Origin of the sequence: Acinetobacter sp. BWR-L5, assembly GCF_039655985.1 — a bacterium.
In the GTDB taxonomy this organism is placed as follows: Bacteria; Pseudomonadota; Gammaproteobacteria; order Pseudomonadales; family Moraxellaceae; genus Acinetobacter; species Acinetobacter johnsonii.
The window spans coordinates 85,973-103,185 of sequence record NZ_JAGFEV010000006.1 but is presented as its reverse complement, the minus strand read 5'-3'; the positions used below and the strand labels follow the sequence as shown (position 1 = coordinate 103,185).

Sequence of the window (17,213 nt, the reverse complement as noted above, 5' to 3'; positions counted from 1 at the left end):
TTGGTCTAATCCCATTGGATTGGGTTAGTGCCAGCCAGTTTTCAGCACTAACAGGCATTAATGAAGAGAAACTGACTCACCGCCGTAAAAATTGGCAAGAAGATCTTGTTTGGACTAAACAAGATGGAAATATCTATTACTCAATTAAAGGTTTTAATGAATGGCTGACTCAAAAAGCACAAAGTCGATGCCAACTGGCGTGCGGATCAGAAACGGGGCGATCCAAATCTACTTCGAGAGAAGAAAGAAAGAGTACAACATCACGCTACCTCACCCCCCAAGTGCAGAAGGTATCTCGGCGGCCGCTAAAATTAGAGCTCAGTTAGTAACAAAGGCTGAATGGGGTATTTTAACTGATAGTGATATTGCCGAAGCAAGAGGCCAGCTCGTTGATGATGATGCAGTCATTGTCAACGGCGGTATTCTATTTCAAGAGGTCGCTCAGAAATATCTTAAATTCTGTGAAAGTAATACCGATACCAAAAAAGGTTATTTAAATATTTTGGAATTTCATTGGATGGGTTATTTCGCACTTATGCCAATCAACTCAATATCAATTGAGAACATTAAAGAGGCTATTATTGATCGTGATTTTAAAACAGCCAAAACTCTAAATAATTGCCTTATTCCTTTACGTGGGGTTTTCGATTGTGCAATGGAAAATAAATTTATTACAGAAAACCCGTTAGACAGCATAAGGAATAAAAAAGTACAAGTTGATATTCCAGATCCTTTTAGTAGACCAGAAATGGACGCAATACTTGAAAATCTTAAAACGACTTTAAAGGGAGATGAAATTTTATATTATTGGTACTACGAACTAGCTTTTTGGACTGGATGCCGCCCCTCTGAACTAATTGCATTAAAAGAGTCAGATTTTGATTTTTTTAGTGGAATGTTCAAAGTTAATAAAAGTCGGGTTCGCGGTGTTGAAAAAAACGTGACGAAAACTCACACGGCGCGTGAAGTTTGTTTGAATGCACGATCTAAGAAAGCAGCACAAGAGTTAATCAAATATAAAAAGGATAGAAATATTCAGAGTAAATATTTGATGCTCTGCCCTGAAACTGGTGAACCTTTTTTTAATGAGAAACCACCACGTAATAGGTTGGTAGCGGCACTAAAAGCATGCGGTATTCGTCACCGCCCTGCTTACAACGCTCGACACACTTATGCAACAATGATGCTAATGGATGGATTAAACCCCGTTTTTGTATCCAACCAAATGGGCCATAGCTTACAGATGATGATGAAGCGCTATGCGAAGTGGATGCATGGGGATAAGAACAAAATAGAGATGGGAAAGCTCAAGACAGACTAAACCTGTCAAATACCTGTCAAAAAAAACAAGCGCCTATTAAGGCGCTTGTTTTATTTGGGGAATTTTGGTGGAGGTGGCGGGAGTTGAACCCGCGTCCGCCAGCACTACGCTCGAGAATACTACATGCTTAGATATCGTCTATTGTTTTAACTCTTTGTGACCCGACGAACAGGGTACAAATCGCGATCCTCTTAATTTAGTACAAAACCCCGAGGCTTGGTTTTATACGGACTTGTGTGCGTGCGCTTCAGTCGGACTCTCTAACCACAAGTATTCGGAGAGGCGGACAAGCTGCCCTTAGGCAGCTAGAGCGTATGATTCGTCGTTTGCGACTAAAAAATGCAAATTTGATTTACGAGAGAAAATGCGCTCTCGACATGCATCTATGAGTTTCATCACCAGCGTCGAAGCCAGAAACACCCCCAAAGTAGCGGTAATCATAGCATAGTTGCTAGAAAATACGATCTATTTTCTAAACAAACACACATATTGATGCGCTTAATTACATAATTGCGCTAATATTTTAGTTTTCAAGTCCAACAATAAAATAATTTATGAGCTACTTACTTGCACTCGACCAAGGAACCACTTCGAGTCGTGCCATTATTTTCAATGAACAAGGTCAAGTTCAGGCAACGGCGCAACGCGAAACGCGTATACATACCCCTCAATCAGGCTGGGTAGAACAAGATGCTCAAGAGATTTGGAGCTCACAAATTGCCGTTGTACAGCAGGCTCTGGCCTCTGCTCGTATTTTAGCCAAAGACATCAAAGCCATTGGCCTTACTAACCAAAGAGAAACGACAGTGGTTTGGGATAAACGCACAGGTCAGCCGCTTGCACCAGCCATTATCTGGCAAGACCGTCGTGCATTTGAATGGTGCAATCAGCTCCTACAGCAAAACCTAAAAGATAAGATTCAATCCAAAACTGGACTCCGAATTGACCCTTACTTTAGTGCAGGAAAATTGGTCTGGTTACTCGAGCATGTCAATGGTCTACGCACACTGGCTGAACAGGGGCATGTGGCCTTTGGCACGATTGATAGTTGGCTGATTTGGAATCTTACCCAAGGTGCTCAACATGTCATCGAAGTCAGCAATGCCTCTCGCACCATGCTCATGAACTTAAGTACCCAGCAGTGGGATGAAGAGCTGTTAGATCTATTTAATATTCCGTCTGCATTACTGCCAAAAATCATCAACTCGGACACCTATGTCGCCGATACCGCGGCAGGCTTACTCGGTGCCAATATTCCGATTACAGGCATATTAGGCGACCAACAGTCTGCGCTGTTTGGACAGTCCTGTTTTGACATTGGGACTGCCAAAAATACCTATGGCACAGGTTGTTTTATGCTGTTCAATACAGGCGAGACCGTTCAATACAGTAAGAACAAACTGCTTTCGACGCTGGGTTGGAAAACGCAACATCAAACCACTTATGCCCTAGAAGGCAGTGTATTTATGGCCGGTGCGATTGTTCAGTGGCTACGAGATAATTTAGGCATTATTCAAAAAAGTAGCGATGTTGAAAAATTAGCTTGTACAGTTCAAGATACCGATGGCGTCATGCTAGTTCCGGCATTTACTGGACTCGGTGCACCACATTGGGACAGTGAAGCGCGTGCCCTCTTATGTGGAATGTCGCGTGGAACCAATAAGGCCCATATCGCTCGCGCAGCCTTAGAGTCCATTGCCTTTCAAGTCTCTGATGTACTGACCGCCATGCAAGCCGATATCCAGCAGCCGCTGAAAGAGCTCCGCGTCGATGGTGGTGCCAGCCAAAATGACATGCTGATGCAGTTTCAAGCCGATATTTTAAATGTGCCTGTACTACGCCCTAAGATGCAGGAGTCGACCGCATGGGGCGCAGCGGCCATGGCAGGGTTAAGGTGTGGCGTATTTTCAAGTTTGGATGAAATTGCACAGTCTTGGCAGCTTGAACGTGCTTTTGAACCCAAAATGAGTCCAGATCAACGTGAGTTTCACTTACAACAATGGCAATCTGCCTTGAAACGTGCAAAGTCAGAACTTTGATTATTTAACGCTATTGTTTTGAGATATCAAAAACATCATAAAATTGCATAATAAAAAACCGCTTCAAGAAAGCGGTTTTTTATTACCTTAATGCGCATGCCCGCCACCGCCTGCCCCTATTTTGGGTTTAGGGCAGAGCCAAATAATAGATGCTGCAAATAGGAACACCAAGGCCAAGATCAGGAAAATATAGTTTGCCGACAAGGTCAACGCTTCTTTATCCACCAGACTAGAAATATAGCCTAATGCACCTTCCGCGCTCATTCCCTGCTGCATCAACACCGACTGGGTTTGATCTGTATGCAAACTACCAACCATTTCGCTACGTGCAACTTTAGTATGGTCGTCCCAAATAGTGACAGCAATAGAGGCGCCTATCGCACCTGCCATAGTTCTTAAGAAATTCATTAAACCTGCGGCAGATGCCATTTCGTGCGGCAATACCGATGACAGCGCCATGTTTGATAATGGGATAAAGAAAAATGGCACAGCAAAGCCTTGCAAGATTTGCGGCAATGCCAATGCAAAAAAGTCAGCATCTGTGGTCCAGAACGAGCGCATCAAGGTCACCCCACCCAAGATGCTCAAACCAAAACTGGCCAGTGCACGTTGGTCATATTTGGTTGCCAATTTCGCCACAATGGGTGACATAGCTAAACTGCCAAAACCCATGGTTGCCGTTAAATAGCCTGCCCAAGTTGCGGTATAGCCCAAATTGATCTGTAACCACTGCGGAATCAGTACAATACTGCCGAAAAATGCACCAAAGCCAAAGGCCAGTGCCAAGACAGAAATCGTGAAACTACGGTATCTAAAGATCTGAATATTCACCACTGGATGCCGTTCGGTCAGCTCCCAAATGGTAAAAATCACCAAACCAATCACAGCCGTTAAAGCCAGTACCACGATCGCAGGGCTATTAAACCAGTCGCGTTCATGCCCCAAATCGAGCATGAGCTGTAATGCCCCAATCCATAAAATCAGGAGGATCAATCCACCGCGATCAATTTTGAGTTTGGCCGTTGCTGTTTCCGCAGGTTTAAGTAGACGCATCGCAGCAAAAGCACACGCTATACCGACGGGAATATTAATAAAGAAAATCCAGTGCCAAGACATGTTGTCACTGATGGTTCCCCCTAAAATCGGACCAAGAATCGGGCCAACCACCGTCGTCATTGCCCACATGCCCATCGCTTGGGATTGCTTTTCTGGAGGGAAAATCCGCATCAGTAACATCTGACTGAGCGGCATGATCGGGCCACCAAATAAACCTTGGCCAATTCGGCAGAAGACCAGCATTTCTAAACTGGTCGATAAACCACACAGTACCGAAAATATGGTGAAGCCAATCAGACTTAAGGTAAAAACCCTTACCCCTCCAAAACGGCCTGCAAGCCAGCCTGTTAAGGGAACACAAATCGCTTCAGCCACGGCATAAGAGGTAATCACCCATGTCCCTTGCGAACTCGATACTGCAAGGCTTCCCGTAATATGAGGCACAGAAACATTGGCAATCGTCATGTCCAGCACGACCATAAAGTTGGCCAATGCAAGGACGAAAGCCGCCAACATCAGGCGACCACCCTTTAAGTCACCATAGGGAACATAGCTATTCATGTGCAACTACTTCGATTTCAAATCGATTTGAGCTTCCATCGACAAGCCAACACGTAAAGGATGTTCAGCCAACTCTTTTGGGTCGAGTTGAATACGTACAGGCAAACGCTGTACCACTTTAATCCAGTTGCCTGTAGCATTTTGTGCAGGAATCAGTGCAAAGGCTGAGCCTGTTCCACCAGAAAAGCCCAAGACCGTGCCATGGAACTCAACCGATTCGCCATACAAGTCTGAGGTTAAAACTGCCTTTTGACCTGGGCGTACGTTTTCAAGCTGGCTTTCTTTAAAGTTCGCGTCTACATATAACTGTGAAATTGGAACCACCACCATGAGCACCGAACCCGGCGCCACACGCTGTCCAACTTGAATTTTTCGGCTCGTCACCACCCCATCAAATGGTGCTTTAATTTCAGTACGTTCTAAATCAAGTAAAGCTTGTTTCAGTTTTGCTTGAGCAACTAAAACATCGGGGGTCGAATTTTCATTACTGCCTTGAATTAAAGCTTCATTTGCAGCCAAGTTACTTTGCGCAGCTTTCTGACTGGATTTAGCCTGCGCCCAACCCGCTTGCGCCAAGTTATAGCCTGCTTGCGCATTATTTAAAGCGGCTTGTGCCGTGCTTAATTCTTCTTTAGAAATCGCGCCTGTCGCACTCAACTGCTGACGACGGTTCAAGTCATCTTGCGCTTTATCCAACTCCGCTTTGGCTTTAGCCACTTGCGCTTCAGCACTATGAATGGCGTCATCACTCACAAAGACTTGCGAGTTTAAAGAGCTGCTGTTGGCCGCACTTTGTTTATACTGGCGCTGTGCTTTAAGTAATTCGGCCTGAGCTTGCGCTACAGCAATTTCAGCATCACGATGATCGACCAAAACCAACACATCGCCTTTTTTTACAGTTTGCGTGTCACTGACCAACACTTTTTCAACTTGGCCTGTCACCATAGAGGTAATCGAGGCCGTTTCCGCGCCCACATAAGCATTATCAGTTGAAACCGAATGGTTAAAGAACAGTTTCCAAATCAAGAATAAAATGGCAGCAATGATCAGGATCACAGCCACGAAACCTAAGCCTTTCTTACGTTTAGCTTTCAGTGCTTGATCATTGATTTGATCGGCTGGATCAGTATCTGGCAGTGTATTTGGGGCATCTGTCATTGATTTTTCCTAAATCTAACAGACTTGGTCAGCCGGCATCATCCCTACGAAAGGGACATCAGACAAGTATTGTCTGCATTGGTGTCGATGAGAAAGTCACAATAAAATTTGATGCATTCTAAGAGCAAATAATCACATTTTGAGAAAATAAATTGTAACTGCTCAGTCTATTTTAGTTTTTAGCATCCAACTTCCTATTGGATGCTATAAATTTCACTTGAATATTAAATACTTAATTAATTTAAAACTAATAAGCATAAGAAGCAATAGCTGTGGCAATCGATTTGCCTTCATCATTGACCATGGTCATGCGCATCGTGCAGCCTTTACGCCCCAATCTTAGGGTTTCAGCACGGGCAATAAAGTATTTTCCACGTCCCGGCGCAAGATAATCAACTCGCATATCCACTGTAGCTAAACGGGATACTTTTTTAATGGTGTCCGCAATCGTGTCAGGTTCCGCTTTTTTATACAGCTCCCCCATCGCCACAATACCACCAATACTGTCCAAAACCGTTGCAGCCACGCCCCCGTGTAAAATTTGGAACGCAACATTGCCAATTAAGTAATCTTGCATATCGATATAGGCTTCAATTTGCCCATCAACGACTCGCATAGTCATGGTGTTGTGCTTAAAAAATGGCGACGCATTAAAAGCCTTAACCAACTGCTCAAAAACCACATCAATATCCACTTTTGCTCCTAAGTGTATGCTGCCCGTCCAGCTTTTTTCACCACTACTCATAACAATCTGCTTCACTCTTAAAACAATAAAAACCCGTCAATATGTGCCCAAAGCCATAAGATAGGTCTACAATACTGACCTAGTTTAATACCGATTATCGAGATTTGTATGACCTATACGTTCAATCGTCCCGCCTTCCCCGCTACTCGCATGCGCCGTATTCGTAAAAATGAACATCTGCGCTCTATGGTTCGCGAGACCCATTTAACGACAGATCATCTTATCTATCCAGTATTTGTACTGCCGGGACAAAACCAAACGCAAGACATTCCCAGTATGCCGAAGGTGCAGCGTCTATCTGCAGACTTACTCTTAAAAAAAGCAGAACGTTTACTTGAACTTGGCGTATCGAAACTGGCCCTATTTCCAGTGACTCCCCAAGAAGATAAAAGCTTAACTGCCGAAGCAGCATGGCGTGAAGATGGTGTGGTTCAAAACACGCTACGTCTGCTCAAAAAAGAATTACCTGAAATGGTGCTGATTACCGATGGCGCACTTGACCCGTATACTACGCATGGTCAAGACGGCATCATTGATGACACAGGTTATGTACTCAATGACGAAACCGTTGAAGCACTGATCAAACAAGGCTTAAGCCACGCTGAAGCTGGAGCAGATGTCTTTGCGCCAAGTGACATGATGGATGGTCGTATCGGTGCGATTCGTCAAGCCTTTGAAGCCAATGGTCATATCTACACCTCAATCATGGCCTATTCAGCAAAATACGCGTCGAGCTTCTATGGCCCTTTCCGTGATGCGGTCGGTTCATCCAGCAACCTTAAAGGTGGCAACAAATACAACTATCAAATGGATGTAGGCAACCGCGCAGAAGCATTACATGAAATTGCCCTTGATATTCAAGAAGGGGCTGACATGGTGATTGTGAAACCGGGTATGCCGTATTTGGACATTGTCCGTGAAGTCAAAGACAACTTCGGCGTGCCGACTTTCGTTTACCAAGTCAGCGGTGAATATGCCATGCTCGCAGCGGCCATCCAAAACGGCTGGTTATCGGACAACGTGATTATTGAATCACTAATGAGCTGCCGCCGCGCGGGTGCAGATGGCATCTGGACCTATTTTGCAGAAGAAGCTGCATTAAAACTAAAAGACATGAAATAAAAGCCTGTTTAGAAGGATTGAGTTGCAATGCATATTGCCATCATTGGCGCAGGAATCAGTGGTTTACTGACAGCGCTTGAGCTGATTGAACATGGTTGTTCGGTTGAGATTTTTGACCAACAGCAAGCGGGACAAGCGGCTTCATGGGCAGGTGGAGGGATTCTTTCCCCGATGTACCCATGGCGCTATGCACAAAGTGTCAATGACCTCGCCAAATATGGCAAAAGCATGTATCAAGCATGGAATGAAAAAATTAGTCCGGTTTCGGGGATAGATTTTGAAATCCACGAAACAGGTATGCTGATTTTTGATGAAGCTGATTTTGACATTGGCCTAAATTATAAAGATCAACACCAAGAACCGATGCAGCATTGTGAGCTTTTGCAACGTGAGCAACTGGAACAGGTCAATTCCCGCATTTCGACGCGCTTTCAACAAGCTATCCATTTTCCGCAATTGGCCAACGTCCGTAATCCTCGACTGCTCAAGTCGATTGTGGAATATCTCAAACGGCAGCCACAAGTCACCTTTCATGAGCAAGCGTGGGTACATACGTTTGACATGCTCAATCAGCAAGTTCAAGGGATAAAAACTGCTGATGGTCAGAGCTATTCGGCAGATCATGTGGTGATTGCGACAGGTGCATGGTCACAACATTGGTCCGAACAACTCCAGTGCAGCATTCCAGTGAACCCCGTACAAGGGCAAATGTTACTGTTTAAAACCCCTGAAAACTGGCTACCAACCATGTGTATGAATCAGGTTATGTATCTGATTCCACGTTTGGATGGTCATATCGTTTGTGGTTCAAGCATGGCGGATGTCGGTTTTGACCAACGCCCTTCTCTACAGACCCAGCAAAATATTTATAAAGCCTGTTTGGATATGGTGCCTGAGCTGGCAGATTTCCCAATTGTGAAGCATTGGGCAGGTCTACGCCCAAGTTCACCAACGGGTGTTCCTTATATCGGCCCCTTCCCTGAAATAGCCAATCTCTGGACAAACTTCGGTCACTATAGAAATGGTCTATGTATGGGGCCTGCATCTGCACGACTGCTACGCGAATTGATGTTAGGCCAAAACTTAACGGTTGACGCCAGTGCCTATAGCCCTGAGCGTTTAGTAAGCTTTGCTTGATCAAACGCTATTTGGGTAAATTTTGCGGTTGAATAATGTGGATCAAGGCTTCTTTTAAAGTGGGATATTTGAACTCAAACCCCTGTGCTTTCAATGCTTCGGGGCGAACAAACTGACCATTCAACACCAGTTGAGACTGCTCGCCTAAAAGTAACTTCAGCACAAAAGCGGGTAAAGAAAGTACAGGTCTACGTTTCAGAATTTGCGCTGCGGTTTGTGCAAATGCTGACTGGGTGACTTTTTCTGGACTGACGACATTAAAGACTTGTGCAGTGGTTTCATGCAGCATTAGAAACTCAATCGCTCGCAGCACATCTTGAATATGCACCCAGACCACAGGTTGCCGCCCCGAACCAATACGTCCACATAAGTTCATTTTGATCGGAAACAACATTTGCGGCAAAATGCCGGCCCCACGTCCAAAGACCACGCCTAAACGAATAATTTTGGTATTCTGCGACGGGTCTTGCCGTGCAGATTGTTCCCATTTTTGACACAACTCTGACATAAAAATAGACTGCGACGCTGACTGCTCATTACAACACTCTGACCATTGTTCAGTCGGATCAATACCGTAATAGCCCACTGCCGAACCCGAAATAATACATTTCGGTTGAATCTTTCTTTTAGCGAGATATTGATAGAGCATCGTCGTCATTTCAACGCGACTGGCGATCAGCTTTTGTTTGCGGGCATCTGTCCACCGCCCCTGAGCAATACTTTCGCCAGCCAAATTCACCACATAATCAATGCGATCATGCTTGAGTTCTTCTAAAGCTCGAATCCAAGTCAAATGCGGGTGAATTTTAGGCAGATTCTTCTGTCGACTTAAGCCGATCACGTCATAATCTTTTTCTAATAAATAATCGAGCAAGTTTGAACCAATAAAGCCACTCGCTCCTGTCACCAATACACGTTCTTTTTGCATAGCGTGATCTCAAATGATGCTTTTGCTCAAACTATAGCATTTAGAAGAAAGCTTTACGATTAATCGATCATTTTTGCCGCCATACGCTCCGCTTGTTTGCCATAAAACCAGTAAGTCAGCACATACAGCGGAATCGCGATCAATAAAATCAGAATCACCACCATACTGATAAATTGCGGTTGTTGGACGTAGAGCATAAAGTTTTGCCAAACTTCGGCATCACCTTGCGCAAAGATAAATAAACCTAACATGAGAAAGGCAAAGTTATAGCTCCAAAAAATCAGACTAAAACCTAAAGTGAATTTTTTCCGTTCTACTTGGGTTGGCGCACGGCGCTGCTGCTTAATAAATTTAAGTAAAACCCAAATCATGGCCACCAAATAAGGTACAGCCGTTAATACTGCTCCCATCCCTGTCGGAAGTAGTGCAGCGAGTACACCACAGACACAACTAAAGACAAAACATATGAAAAAAAACCAGAGAAAATATCGTGTTAGCGAAATCATAGCGCTACTTTAAACCCAGTCAAAAAATCATTATAAAAAAAAATCAGTTTTTTTTCATTTTCATGTCAACCAATCGAAGTTGATGTGCGTTAAATAGGGTACAAGGTCGCAGCAACCGTCAACATTGTACCGGCATCCACAATACGTACGGTGACCTTTCCTAGAGCAATAAGATTGGCTCCAAATTTAAATGTTGTCAGCAGCCGACATTTAAGCGTGAAGCAGTTTTCTTTGACCGACGATTTCATCATCACTCGAATCGTCGGTCTTTATTTTTTTGAGGACTGATTTTTCAGTGCTCCCCCACCTCAATAGATGAAGAAGCCCTTAAAAGTTAATATGAGTTTAAGTGCTGGACGTCTTCTGCATCCTGAATGACATAACCATTACGTCCCTGCTCTTTGGCCAAATACAGATTCTGATCGACCTCTTTTAAAAAGGCCATTTTGTCATTTTTCTGGGTTGGGATAATGGTTTTCACCCCTAAACTGACCGATAAACGCTGATCCAATGGCGATGAGCTATGGCAAATATCAGCGGTTCGAATACTCTGTAAAATACGCTCCACCACTTCAATTGCAGACGCTTGTGAGGTATCGGGTAATATCAAAACAAACTCTTCCCCACCAAAACGCGCCACCAAATCACGTGGTCGTGAGACACTTTTTTTCAGTAATTGTGCAATTTGTTTCAAGCAAGCATCACCGAGAATATGGCCATTATAATCGTTATATTGTTTAAAATAATCGATGTCTAGTAACATGAGAGTCAGTGGTTGCTGTTCACGCTGTGCATTGAGCCATTCGCGTTGGTAGCTATCTTCAAAGAAGCGGCGGTTGGCAATCCCCGTTAGACCATCTTGATACGAATATTCTTCCAGTTGCTTTTTCAGTGTTTCTAGCTCTTGTTCCTGTTTTTTACGCTCCGAAATATCGAACATAAATCCGACCAAACTATCGACTTCCCCATCGGGTTTGCGCACCACATGCACCACATCGCGAATCCAAATATATTCTCCATTGATGGTTAGTGCGCGATAATCCGCCTCATGATCAACCCCCGAAATCGACTGCGCCACACAAAAATCAACCACCCATGCACGATCATTTTCATGCATTCGCATCGCCCAATCTTCGACTGTTCTCCACGAGTCTTGCTTCCAACCCAGCACTTTTTCAATTTGTGGGCCAATATAACTAAACGTTTTGGTTTCCCAATCAATACTCCAAGGAATAGCAAGTGTTGATTCAATCAGCGTCTTATACACCAGATCATTGACAATACGGGGCGAATTGAAAATAGAATCAGACATAGTTACGTTCTCCTTATACCCTGTCCTACTCAATACATGACTTATTTTTTAGACATTCTTCATAAATCATTCTTATAAAGTCTCAAAATTGAATCCGTGATCAATCTTCACATTTCTTCTACGACTACAACACGATATACAATTTCACAGAATTACATAATACCCCATTAAAAGAACATTTTTTAATCATAATTTATCTTTTTACTATAGTGTTAATCAAATAAATCCATCGCTTTCTTTTTCACATAAACACTTACTGATTTCTCTGTGCAGTTTAACTTACCAATCTAAACCTAACTGTCAGGTCAGAGATTGCCGTCGTAGCGACAATTATCCATCGAATAATTTTGATTTATGTTAGCTTATAGCTCTATTGCGCTTTGAGCTTGGGGTAACTATGGCTGTTCGTTTTTTTCATACATCTGATTGGCATTTGGGACAGTTTTTTTATAACCATTCCCGTCAGTATGAACATGAACAGTTTTTAGCATGGCTACTGGAGCAAATCAGTGTAAGACAGCCGCATGCGCTTTTGATTGCAGGAGACATTTTCGATGTCATCAACCCAGCGTCTAGCGCACAAAAGCAACTCTATCAGTTTTTAGCAGATGTACATGTTCGTGCACCGCATATGCAAACTCTGATGATTGCAGGCAACCATGACTCAGGCTACCGCATTGAACAAGTTGAACCGTTACTGGCCAAATACAATGCCAAAGCGGTAGGAGTGATTCATAAAAATAGCCAACAGCAGATCGATCTTGAGCACTTATTGGTGCCGATTTTAGATGAGCAACAAAATATTGTGGCATGGTGTCTGAGCCTACCTTTTTTACGTCCTGCTGAAATTACAGGCTTTAATGAACATACTACCAATAGTCAAAACGCGATTGCCTATTTGCATCAACAACTGATTGCCGAGGCCAAAGCTCGTAAAACAGCGGATCAAGCCCTGATTTTAATGTCTCATGCACATATGCAAGGCGGTGAAACCTCCGACTCGGAACGGCCCATTGTAATTGGTAATGAAGAAGCACTCTCAACAGCATTATTTGATGAAATCATTGACTATGTGGCACTCGGACATTTGCATAAACCGCAAAAAGTCGGTGAAGAGCATATCCGCTATAGTGGCTCCCCAATTCCACTATCTTTTAGTGAAATTAACTATAAACATCAAGTTATTGAAGTGACACTTGATCCCACACAAAACAATTCCTCCCGTTTTCAATTGAATGTTTTAGCGATACCACGAAGCATTCAACTGCATAAAATACGCGGTGAATTAAATGAGGTACTGGAAAAGCTGCAAGCATTGCCTCAAGGCGCTATCCCAGAGATTGATCAACGTGAATATGTCGATATTGAATACCATACTGCTGTTCCACCGCAGTCCAATTTAAGACAACAATTCGAAGAGGCTCTCCCCAAAGACCGTTATCGTTTAGTCCGTATTTCACGTCAATACTTAGCGACCGAGCAAGACCCCAATGCACCCACTAAAGTGAGTTTAGAACCACCTACACCAGAAAAACTGTTTCAGCAAATTTGGGAAAAACAGGGTTATCACAATGATGCAGAAGTGTTGAACGACTTTATAAGCTTAATGCGTGAAGCAGAACAATCCCTTGCAGATGAACAAGAGGCTTAAAGGTTTAGTATGAATATTTTATCGATTCGAATTAAAAACCTTGCTTCACTTTCTGGCGAACATTTGATTGATTTTGAAAGTGATCCCTTAGCCAGTGCAGGTCTGATTGCCATTGTGGGGAAAACAGGCGCAGGTAAATCCACCATTTTAGATGCCATGTGTTTGGCCCTGTTTAACCGTATTCCACGGCTAAAAGACAGTGATGGGAAACTTCAAGATGTCGATGGCTCAGAGCTGCTCACCAACTCTCCATTGACCGTACTGCGTCGTGGCACTGCACATGGTTATGCCGAGCTTTGCTTTATTGCACAAGACCAAAAACGCTATATTGCACGTTGGGAATTAAAACGTTCGCGGGAAAAAGCCGATGGTAAACTGCAAAGTGTGCAGCGCTCTTTAAAATGTGTCACCGATGGTGTTGTGGTTGCGGATAAAGCCAAAGCCGTCGATGAAAATATCAAACGCATCACTCAGCTCAGTTTTGAACAATTTACTCGTGCCGTTTTATTGGCCCAATCTGAGGTCACCGTTTTTTTAAAAGCACGGGACAATGAACGCGGTGAGTTGCTGGAATATCTAACCAATTCCGCTATTTTTGGGAAAATTGGTCAACTGGCTTATGAGAAAACCAAATCTGTCGCCACGCAGCGCAAAGAACTGGAAAATGTACTGGGTCATATTGAACTGTTAACTGATGAACAAGTCACAGCGTTATCGATACAGTTTCAGCAGTGTGACAGGGATTATAAACAGCTTGAAGCTCAAAAGTCGCAACTAGAAAAACAACAACAATGGTTTGAACGCAAACATAAACTCGACAGTGAAATCATTAGCAAACAACAACTCTTCGATACGCAAAGCAAGTTACAACAAGATTTAGCTCCTGAGCGCGAACACTTGGCTCGTTTGGAGATCTTTTCTGAAATTCGTGCTGTGGTCTTCCAGCAACAACAGTTACAGCAAACGGTGCAGCAACTGACGCCCCGTATTCAACAACAGCAACAACTGTTCGATCATTTACAGCTTACATTTGAAAGCGAAAAAGCCCAATTCACGCAAGCTGAAATGGCAGTGAATGAACTACAACAGTTTGAACGTACCCATCATGATGCATTAAATGAGGTACGTAAATGTATTCAAGAACGGGATTTTATTGGGGCTGAGTTTAAGAAAGTTCAGGAAAAATTGCAGGCTTTAGAGCAGTCTAAGCTACCCCTAACCCAGCAACAACAAAAGCTTGAACAGCAGATTCAACACATTGATCGACAGCAAACCGAGTGTAATCAGCAACTGGAAAGCTCACAACAGTTTGTAAACTTAGACAAAGGCCTCAGTGCCCATACTCAACAGCTAGAACAGTTCATTCATCAATATCAAAAAATTGAACATCAACTCGGGCCACGTGCTCAAACGGAACATCGGCTAGCATCAGAAAAAGAACAATTACAGCAGTCGATACAACAGTTCGGGACGATCGAACAGCTTGAAATCAAAGTTGCGCAGACACAGCAGCAACGCGAGTTGAAAATCAATCAGCTCAGTCAATTCGAGCTGATTCAGCAAAAAATTCAGCAGTTTTTTGACTTACAGGCTGAATCTACAGAACAGCAAGTACAGCTCGACAACGCCAAAACACAGCTTCAAGCCGTGCAACACAATAGCCGACAAGCTGAACAAGCCTTTCAGGCTGCCAAAAGTGAACGCATCCAACTGCAACAGGTTTTGCAACAACAACGACTTTTACATGCTGAAAATATCGAAGATTTACGCTCGGCACTCCAAGACGGCGAACCCTGTTTAGTCTGTGGCAGTACCTCACATCCTTATAAAGTGGAAGATACTGCGCTCTCCAAGGCCCTGTTTGAGCTTCAACAACAGCAGGAACAACAGGCAACGCTAAAAGAACAGAATTGCTTTGATGACTGGCAGTGCGCGCAGCAACAGCTGACTAAACTGAATACTGAAATAGAACAACGCCAAACTCTAATTCAGCAACTTTCTGAAAAAATTAGTACTTTGCAACACGTGTTAATCGAGCACAGTCAAACAGCAAATATGACACTCGACTTCACCCTAACGGCATTGGAGTTGAAGAGTCTATTCATGCAAATGGCTCAGCAATATCAGTTGGATTTGCAACAACTCAAACAACAGTCTGAGTTGTTGCAACACAATATTAAAATCCAGCAACAATGCATCCAAAACATTCAACAGATTGAACATTTATTACAAACAGCGAACGGTTTGCACAACCAAGTTCAGCATATCGTGCAGTGCTTATCTGAGGCTGAGAAAACGACTTGGCAACAGCAGACCACCCAAACCGCTCAGCAAATCTTGATACGTCTAAATACCCGTTCACAACAACTGGAACAGTTGGAACAATGGCGTCAGCAATGCGAACAAACCACGCAACAGTTCAAGACCAATCAACTGAATATCGAAAATACCAGTAGGCACATCACTGAAACCAACAAGCAGCTCAGTGAGATCAAACAAAGAGGACAGCAAAATACAGAAATAGCCAATCAATTAATCCAACAAATGACAGGCTTAACTGACATTAAAGCCAATGAGTGGCTCATCCAGCACGATCAATATCGTCAGCAGACGCAAAGCCATTATCAACAGCTGAAACAGCATTTTGATCAATTGCGCCATCAATTCGAACAAGAAAAAAATCAGCTAGAACAGCTCAAAGCCCAGTTACAGCAGAATCAGACCAGTGCCAGCCAAGTAGAAAATACCCTTCAACACTGGCTCAGTGCGCATCCTGATTTCCATAAGCCTGATTTAGATGCGCTGGCTCAAATTAACTCGGCTCAGGAACAGCACATTCGTCAGAAATTACAGCATGCAGAACGCCTAGTAAATGAAGCACATGCTGCATTGAAAACTATGCAAGAGCAGTTGAGTGAACATCTGGGCCAGCAACCTGAGATTGACCCAACACAGTTACAACAGCAAATGCAGGAGCATCAAGTCGCACTGCAAACACAACTTGAAATACGCGATCAACTCAAACTCAAACTTGAGTTGCATCAGCAAAATATCGCGAAACAAAAGCAATTTGCAGATCAGATTCAAGCCATACAACAGGAAGAACACCGTTGGGGGAAAATTTCAGGTCTGATGGGAGATGCCACTGGCAAAAAATTCCGTGATTATGCACAGCAATATAATCTCGATATTTTACTGGAACATGCCAACCAACAGCTTAACCAACTCTCACAGCGTTATACCTTAAAGCGTTTAGAACATTCGCTGAGTCTGGCTATTATTGATCATGATATGGATGGAGAGACCCGCTCCGTTGCATCACTTTCTGGGGGCGAGTCTTTCCTGACTGCCCTTGCCCTATCTCTTGCCATTGCCAATATGGCCTCAGGCTCAATGAAAATCGAATCTCTATTTATTGATGAAGGCTTTGGGACTTTAGATGCATCATCCCTTCACATGGTCATGAATGCTCTCGATCAACTGCAAAACCAAGGACGTAAAGTGGTGCTGATTTCACACATCCAAGAAATGCATGAGCGTATTCCTGTGCAAATCCAAGTTAAAGCTTTGGGTGCAGGTGCCAGTACCATTGAAGTGGTGGGATAATTTCAGATTTTTGAAAGTCAAAGTTTGATCTGTTTTTAAGGCACTATCTCTCGGTTAAAAATAAAGGGAGC

The 17,213-nt window shown here is 43.5% G+C and carries 12 protein-coding genes and 1 other RNA gene; 6 read left to right on the top strand and 7 right to left on the bottom strand.

Translation table 11 applies throughout. The annotated features are described in order from the left end of the window. The first annotated feature begins 160 nt into the window (after positions 1-160). The gene (locus tag JZ787_RS12055; RefSeq protein ID WP_005400143.1) at positions 161-1,321 is read left to right on the top strand and encodes a site-specific integrase; all 1,161 of its coding nucleotides are present in this window, start codon (positions 161-163) and stop codon (positions 1,319-1,321) included. A gap of 65 nt (positions 1,322-1,386) precedes the next feature. Here the strand turns inward: JZ787_RS12055 and ssrA are convergent. Continuing rightward, positions 1,387-1,745, bottom strand: a transfer-messenger RNA (tmRNA) gene (gene ssrA / locus JZ787_RS12050). Between the two features lie 130 nt (positions 1,746-1,875). Here ssrA and glpK point away from each other — a divergent pair. Continuing rightward, positions 1,876-3,360: a glycerol kinase GlpK gene (gene glpK, locus JZ787_RS12045; protein ID WP_058952289.1), complete on the top strand. Its 1,485-nt coding sequence runs from the start codon at positions 1,876-1,878 to the stop codon at positions 3,358-3,360. An 87-nt stretch (positions 3,361-3,447) separates the two neighbouring features. Here the strand turns inward: glpK and JZ787_RS12040 are convergent, their stop codons facing one another. From JZ787_RS12040 to JZ787_RS12030, 3 genes are all read right to left on the bottom strand, one after another. Beyond that, positions 3,448-4,977, bottom strand: coding sequence for a DHA2 family efflux MFS transporter permease subunit (locus JZ787_RS12040; RefSeq protein ID WP_004984332.1), 1,530 nt, complete (start codon positions 4,975-4,977; stop codon positions 3,448-3,450). A gap of 6 nt (positions 4,978-4,983) precedes the next feature. Beyond that, the gene (locus JZ787_RS12035; protein WP_346312395.1) at positions 4,984-6,135 is read right to left on the bottom strand and encodes an efflux RND transporter periplasmic adaptor subunit; all 1,152 of its coding nucleotides are present in this window, start codon (positions 6,133-6,135) and stop codon (positions 4,984-4,986) included. Positions 6,136-6,382: 247 nt separating this feature from the next. Then, positions 6,383-6,880 (bottom strand): thioesterase family protein, encoded by a 498-nt coding sequence (locus JZ787_RS12030; RefSeq protein ID WP_004694841.1) that lies wholly within the window; start codon positions 6,878-6,880, stop codon positions 6,383-6,385. Positions 6,881-6,988: 108 nt separating this feature from the next. On the opposite strand from JZ787_RS12030, the gene hemB reads away from it, so the two are divergent. Both hemB and thiO read left to right on the top strand, forming a co-directional pair. Then, positions 6,989-8,002, top strand: coding sequence for a porphobilinogen synthase (gene hemB, locus JZ787_RS12025; protein ID WP_168158554.1), 1,014 nt, complete (start codon positions 6,989-6,991; stop codon positions 8,000-8,002). A 27-nt stretch (positions 8,003-8,029) separates the two neighbouring features. Further along, positions 8,030-9,139 carry a glycine oxidase ThiO gene (thiO, locus tag JZ787_RS12020; RefSeq protein WP_346312394.1) on the top strand — a complete coding sequence of 370 codons (1,110 nt, stop codon included), beginning with the start codon at positions 8,030-8,032 and terminating at the stop codon, positions 9,137-9,139. A gap of 7 nt (positions 9,140-9,146) precedes the next feature. Here thiO and JZ787_RS12015 read toward each other — a convergent pair whose 3' ends face one another. The 3 genes from JZ787_RS12015 to JZ787_RS12005 form a co-directional block, all read right to left on the bottom strand. Then, the gene (locus JZ787_RS12015; protein WP_346312393.1) at positions 9,147-10,067 is read right to left on the bottom strand and encodes a TIGR01777 family oxidoreductase; all 921 of its coding nucleotides are present in this window, start codon (positions 10,065-10,067) and stop codon (positions 9,147-9,149) included. A 59-nt stretch (positions 10,068-10,126) separates the two neighbouring features. Continuing rightward, a complete protein-coding gene (locus tag JZ787_RS12010; RefSeq protein ID WP_346312392.1) occupies positions 10,127-10,573 on the bottom strand; it encodes an ABZJ_00895 family protein in 447 nt (148 codons plus the stop codon). 334 nt (positions 10,574-10,907) lie between these two features. After that, positions 10,908-11,885 carry a sensor domain-containing diguanylate cyclase gene (locus JZ787_RS12005; protein ID WP_218289358.1) on the bottom strand — a complete coding sequence of 326 codons (978 nt, stop codon included), beginning with the start codon at positions 11,883-11,885 and terminating at the stop codon, positions 10,908-10,910. A 397-nt stretch (positions 11,886-12,282) separates the two neighbouring features. Here JZ787_RS12005 and JZ787_RS12000 point away from each other — a divergent pair, with 397 nt between their 5' ends. Beyond that, positions 12,283-13,536: an exonuclease SbcCD subunit D C-terminal domain-containing protein gene (locus tag JZ787_RS12000; protein WP_346312391.1), complete on the top strand. Its 1,254-nt coding sequence runs from the start codon at positions 12,283-12,285 to the stop codon at positions 13,534-13,536. A 9-nt stretch (positions 13,537-13,545) separates the two neighbouring features. Then, positions 13,546-17,142 (top strand): AAA family ATPase, encoded by a 3,597-nt coding sequence (locus JZ787_RS11995; RefSeq protein ID WP_346312390.1) that lies wholly within the window; start codon positions 13,546-13,548, stop codon positions 17,140-17,142. The last annotated feature ends 71 nt before the right edge of the window (positions 17,143-17,213 follow it).